General features: G+C 51.2%; 6 protein-coding genes. All 6 read left to right on the top strand.

Features of this window, described 5'->3' with window-relative positions; translation table 11 throughout:
- Positions 1-117 precede the first annotated feature (117 nt).
- Entirely contained in the window at positions 118-531 is a 414-nt protein-coding gene (locus tag ACQUWM_RS12355) for a GNAT family N-acetyltransferase (protein WP_428922361.1), read from the top strand.
- Between the two features lie 87 nt (positions 532-618).
- Complete coding sequence (locus tag ACQUWM_RS12350; protein ID WP_428922360.1) at positions 619-1,032, top strand: hypothetical protein; 414 nt, start codon at positions 619-621, stop codon at positions 1,030-1,032.
- A 106-nt stretch (positions 1,033-1,138) separates the two neighbouring features.
- Positions 1,139-1,546: a hypothetical protein gene (locus ACQUWM_RS12345; RefSeq protein WP_428922359.1), complete on the top strand. Its 408-nt coding sequence runs from the start codon at positions 1,139-1,141 to the stop codon at positions 1,544-1,546.
- Between the two features lie 114 nt (positions 1,547-1,660).
- A complete protein-coding gene (locus ACQUWM_RS12340; RefSeq protein ID WP_428922358.1) occupies positions 1,661-2,077 on the top strand; it encodes a DUF6678 family protein in 417 nt (138 codons plus the stop codon).
- A 99-nt stretch (positions 2,078-2,176) separates the two neighbouring features.
- Positions 2,177-2,503 (top strand): antibiotic biosynthesis monooxygenase family protein, encoded by a 327-nt coding sequence (locus ACQUWM_RS12335; RefSeq protein WP_428922357.1) that lies wholly within the window; start codon positions 2,177-2,179, stop codon positions 2,501-2,503.
- A gap of 123 nt (positions 2,504-2,626) precedes the next feature.
- On the top strand, positions 2,627-2,815 hold a 189-nt coding region (locus ACQUWM_RS12330), incomplete at its 3' end, for a hypothetical protein (protein ID WP_428922356.1).

The raw sequence follows: 2,815 nt of genomic DNA, 5'->3' as shown, positions 1-2,815 counted from the left end.
TCGGCACGTTTAAAACATAACCAGGCCAGGCACGGCGACGCCTTTTTCGTTGCGGCTTCGCCTCCACTACAAAGCCGCGCGTGCTGAGCGGCGTTATAAATCAGGGAGTAGCCCTCAATGGAATGGCGTAAGGACGAATACCTAATCACTGACCACAGATCCCAGGTTCAAGTCGATACGGTCCACCGCTTGCTGGCCGCAACGTATTGGGGAAGTCGTCGCCCTATCGAGACCGTGGAGCGGATGGTTGCTGGTTCTATTTGCTTCAGCCTTTATTATGGAGCGGAGCAAATTGGTTTTGGACGCGCTGTCACTGACAGTGCTACGTTTACTTGGGTGGCGGACATCGTGGTTGAACCCGCGTATCGGGGTGCGGGTCTTGGTACGTGGATCATGGAGTGTATAGCCGCACACCCGGCTATCAAGGGTACCCAAATGGTGTTGCAAACCCGCGATGCGCACGGGTTGTACGAGCGGTTTGGGTTCTCTGGAAATAGTGCTCTTATGAGCACCGGCGTAGCTGATTTATAACCATGCCAGTCACGGCGACGTCTACTACATTGCGGCTTCGCCTTCATTTCGTAGCCGCGCGTGCTGAGCGGCGTTACAAGGCACAACATGACTGTTGATCGAGACACAAAAAAGGCTCTCCGCTGGGACGCTGGATTACGGAGCAGTGAAACCAAGCAAAAGGTTTCTGGGCCAGATTATTCCATGTCATACGCCTGTCTCACCTGCAAAACTGCCAACAAACGCCATGTGGAAGGGTTGCCGTCGGATTATCCTCTTAAAATGCAGTGCCCGGTCTGCAATGACATCATGTTCAATGTCGGCCGTCATTTTAAGGCCCCAAAAAAATCTGACAGTGCTCAGTGGAAGAAGGTCCAGTTTTTGATAGAGCATGGTTTTCTGTTCCAAAAAATCAGGCCGGAGCCCAATAGCTACGAATCCGTTTCGTACCCGGCTACTCTGGAAGAAGCAAAAGAATTCGTGGTGAAGTACAAAAGTTGGGCAATAACCGATGCCTTGTAACAAGTCGCAGCAGTACGCGGCCTACGGCCGCCGGACGCCCTTTCCATGGCTCCTTCGTCGCCATTCCAAGGTCGCCGCTGTGCTTCGCCGTTATGCGTAATTGACTATGAACCCGATAATCGAAAAAGAAATGGAAATTCTCTGGTCTGACTTCGACAGTTATGACGTCGACCAAAAGTTAGAAGCTTTTGAAAGGTTGAAGGATTCTGCATCCGAAGAGGACTTGCCGAGGCTCGTGGAGCTATTAAAATCCGAGCGAAACGATTTCTGGGTGCGTGAGCTGTTGTCGGAACCAATCTCAGATCTTGGCGAAACAACGTATTTAGTAGACCTATTTGAGGCTCATGAGCTCAATCAGAAGGAAGGCCACGACAACGATAGCCTGAACCACTTCCTCACTGAAATCGCATGGTCTGACCCGCAGGGGTGTAAAGCGAAATTATCGGAGCTATTAGCCAAGAAGAATTTTCGTCATAAAGAGGTTGCCGAGTGGTTGTTAACGTTCTGCGAGTAGTCGCGCATAACCAGTCATTCCAGTCCGTTACGGCCCTGAAGGGCCTCCACCGGACGGCCTTTTCTCCGCTTCGCTGCGCAAAGGCCGCCGCTGAATCTTGGCGTTATACAAATTATGGAAACTGACGAGCAAGCCAAAGATCGCCAAAGGCTGGAGCGCTACATTGCTCGAAAAGCTCTGGCCAGTGTGATGAGCAATACCAAGTGGGAGAAATTGCGGGCGTTGATGATCGAAGAGTCCGATAGAAGGCCAGTTTGGCGTGTACGCTGTCTACGGGATACTCGGGAGGTTGAGCCACAATGGGACGGTGATTGGTACTACCACCTGCCGGAGTTTAAGCATATTGAGTGGCTAGAAATATCCCCGATCCAGAAAGAGCGCAAGGGGTACCTGCTGCCTGATAAAGTTACTGATAATACTGATTATTTTGTAGGTCTACTAAAAAGCAACAACATACCTTTCAGTATAGAGGGTGAGTCACTGCGGATCTGGGGCTACCTAAGGCCGGGCCAAGCGGTGGAATTCGTATAACCAGTGCAGGCACGGCGACGCCCTTTACATTGCGCCTTCGGCTTCATTTCAAGGGCGCGCATGCTGCAAGCGTTACAAAGCAAGGGAGAGTGCGCAGTTATGATCGCCAGGGAATGGAAATGCCGAGTGCCTGAAGCCCACAGTGAAGGGTTCACCGGCTATCTTTATGAAACCGGCATCAAGGATTCGTCCGCAACACCAGGATTTCTCGGTGCTCAGATTTTCCGCCGGTCTCTGACGGCCAAAATTGAACTCACTCTCATCACGTACTGGGACAACCTAGAATCCATCAAGGCGTTCGCTGGCGACGATATTTCGCAGGCCCGTTTGTACCCTGAAGACGAGGTTTATGAGCTTGAGCCTGACCTTTCAGTGCAGCACTATGAGGTTGTCGAGCATCAGATTTCACCAGAGCTGCGGGGGTAAACGGGTGCTCTTGCTTTGTAACCAGTCAATTAAGTTCGTTCCGGCCTGCGGTCTCCACCGGACGCCCCTGACGGGCCGCCGCTTATTTCAGCGTTAGTGATCGGGGTTTTACAGGAGCTCTGGATGAGCCGCTATGTTCTGTCAAAAAAGGCAACCAAAAAGACTTCGAACTCACTGAAGCCTCTTTTTTCATTTGTTTTTATAGGGTTGATACTGTTTCTGATGTTTATCAGAGCTGGCTCAGAAGATTTTGGTGAATATTCCGACTGGCAGACGATTGTTGTAAACGGAAAGAGCAGGTCGCCGCAAGGC

This window comes from Marinobacter sp. DUT-3 (assembly GCF_050379435.1).
In the GTDB taxonomy this organism is placed as follows: Bacteria; Pseudomonadota; Gammaproteobacteria; order Pseudomonadales; family Oleiphilaceae; genus Marinobacter.
Note: the sequence above shows the minus strand (reverse complement) of the source record. Positions and strands in the feature narration are given on the sequence as shown.

Coding starts and splice junctions, on each gene's coding strand:
- ACQUWM_RS12340 (WP_428922358.1), top strand. CDS start 1,661: ATGGAAACTGACGAGCAAGCCAAAGATCGCCAAAGGCTGGAGCGCTAC.
- ACQUWM_RS12350 (WP_428922360.1), top strand. CDS start 619: ATGACTGTTGATCGAGACACAAAAAAGGCTCTCCGCTGGGACGCTGGA.
- ACQUWM_RS12355 (WP_428922361.1), top strand. CDS start 118: ATGGAATGGCGTAAGGACGAATACCTAATCACTGACCACAGATCCCAG.
- ACQUWM_RS12335 (WP_428922357.1), top strand. CDS start 2,177: ATGATCGCCAGGGAATGGAAATGCCGAGTGCCTGAAGCCCACAGTGAA.
- ACQUWM_RS12345 (WP_428922359.1), top strand. CDS start 1,139: ATGAACCCGATAATCGAAAAAGAAATGGAAATTCTCTGGTCTGACTTC.